Origin of the sequence: Maribellus maritimus, from assembly GCF_022267315.1 — a bacterium.
GTDB lineage: Bacteria > Bacteroidota > Bacteroidia > Bacteroidales > Prolixibacteraceae > Draconibacterium > Draconibacterium maritimum.
On sequence record NZ_JAIKLE010000105.1, the window covers coordinates 1 to 2,661 of the forward strand.

The window sequence follows — 2,661 nt, forward strand, 5'->3', positions numbered from 1 at the left end:
CGCCATCTCCAGATTAACAAACTTAAAATAAGTAGTGTAAGAAATATGAGCAGAACTATAACAATTATTTTGAGTTGCGATTTGTTGAGTTGTTTTTTCTCAACGCTTGTCTTTGCTGCATCAGATGCTTGTTTAAAGTCATTATAATAATTTACAAAGTTTCCTTTGCTGTCAAAAACAGCATAAACGTTCTGTTTCAACATTAACTCTTTTAGTGAAACACTGTTGTTTTTGAAGAACAGTTGTTGAATTACAGGTTCCGCTTTTTCATTGTATTCTTTCCATTCCCGAAAATTGCTGCCTTCGGTTACCATCACAATTCTTATTTCCGGGTTTTTTGGTGCTATTACGTCCAGTTCATACCGGTTTCCAATCCAGCCTGATGGAAAATAGAAAACGGTCGGTTTTCCTTCAATAATATCGGAGTAGGATAGTTCTTTTTTGTTGATATTCAGTAATTTCAGGTTGGGGAAATAATTTCCGGATTCCAATTTGGAATGTTGCTCCAATAAAAGATTTATTTTATTCAACATGGTCGAATCGCTAGAATTCTGCGCCATTAATTTTAAATATTTAATTGCTGCTTCTCTTTGAAAATTATTATATGTTAGGATGGGCACACTGTTTGAGTAATCGGTCAAAATTTGATACAGATTTGAACCAATTTCTCGGTAAAGAGGAGCACCGGTTAAGATCAATTGAGCAAATTGTGTTAATTGATCAACATTATTAGAGCTATATAATCGCTGTAGAACAGTTGGCGAATGGCTGCTAACTTTTTTAGTTTTCAAAAATTGATAATGTAGGTAAATAGATATGCTTTTGCGGGATTGTATTCCGTAATCGTTGTAGATTAGTTGAGGGTTTAGTTCTTCTGCCAATACTGAAATCCTTTGGATATTTTTATTTTCAGCTTCTGTTGGGGAATGCTCCGGATATCTTCTTTTTAAAATTATTGAGCGAGTTAAATAATTATATATCCCATTGTAGATAAACGCTTTTACCTCGTTGGAAATAAATGAACGGACTTCGTTATTTACTGTGTTTTTGTACTGAAACGATATATCGTCTGTTTGCTTTATAGCTTTTTCAAATTCAGTATTGTAGTTTTTATAGTATATCTTGTATGTGCCGTCTGGCATTTTAGTAGCACTACTTCCAAAATATAAATCACCGTCAAGCACATATTGACTACTATTTGGTGAAATTAAACCAAGGTTTTCCAGTTTGATCTTTTCTCGTAATTCCAATAGCAATTCTGCCTCATTCTTTCTTTCTCCATAAAAAGAAAGTGTCCAGGGTTTTTCTTTTCCGTTTGCTATAAATTTTAACGAATCGCCAGGTTCGCCATACATCACTATCTTTTCATTGGATAGATTTCGGTTTAGATTTTCGTTTTCAATATAAATTAAACCACTGTTGTGAAAATTAAAAGAAGTTGAAAAAGAGCCATTCTCATTGAGAAAAACAGTGATTTCTTTCAAAATGGTACCAAATGGCTGGTCCAAAAATTTTATGAATATTTTGTTACTCAATGGATCTTCAATCTTACCCGAAACAAAAAGTTTTTGTGCCGGTACAGGATGGGAATCTATCAGGCTGAGACTCTTTTCAAATACTTTCCAATCTCCTGTAAGAAAATTTTTCTCTGTTTTTCCTTTAGAAGATTCGTATCGAATGCTGGAATAATTGGTTATAATTCCGCTTTCAAGATTTAACCAGTATTTCTTTTGTGTTTTCCCCGAAATAATCTTTTGGGTGTTTTCATCTCCCAAGCTAATGAATTTCGGACTTTTTTCTATAACTTTTAGTTTGTCCGGAATTTTCGAATTTATAATGGAATTGTTAGTTAAGTTTGAATTATTAAACCAGCTTAGAAATCTCACCTCCTCATCTTCGATAAACCATTTGTTTTTATTTATTATGTCCCAAACCAAATCAAGTTCTTCGCCTTCAATTTGTAGTTCGGCTAATCTTGTTCGAAATGAATTAATAAGATTTTGTCTGTTTATCAGTTCAATGCTGTTTGTTTTTAGGTTTAGTGAGAATTTTAATACAGACCGGCATAATAAGCCCTGGACTGCATCATATGGTCGTGTGATACCCAGCTCGGGGAAAAAATAGTCAACACAGTTTAACATTTCACCATACGACCCATTATCACGTATATTTTTTGAGTATTGAAAAGAGAATTCAATTAATTCATTTGGGACGATTTTCTCAACAGTTATTTTTATTTTTTTTGCATCCTCTTGTAAAAACTTATCCGGTTCATTTTCAGATTTCAGATATATTTTTTCGATTTTCTCAAAAATATATTCATGTTTTTCCTGAAGATTTAGTTTTATAATTTGCTCTTGCGAAAAAGCTCTTGCGAAGTTAAAGATTAGTGTAAGTGTTAAAAAGAGTTTTGTTTTCATAACCGTTGATTCTGGTTGATTCAAATTTGGCACGAAAAAGCGACAATAAAAAGACAGATTTATTTAACGGCAGGATTGATTTATTTAACGGTAATATTATTTAAAAAGAGCTTCTTGAGGCTACAAAAGTTTTTTTGCATTGCAAATTATTTTTCATCCGGAATCTGAATTTCTACTCGTGTTCCAATATCATTTCCTGTTAAGTCGATGGTTTCCAAATGGTATTTTTCTCCGTGTTTTT

1 protein-coding gene is annotated in these 2,661 nt (G+C 32.5%); it reads right to left on the reverse strand.

The window, feature by feature from the left end:
• Positions 1-2,420: hypothetical protein (locus tag K5G00_RS29060; protein ID WP_238770059.1), on the reverse strand; the 2,420-nt coding region annotated here is incomplete at its 3' end.
• Positions 2,421-2,661: the final 241 nt, after the last annotated feature.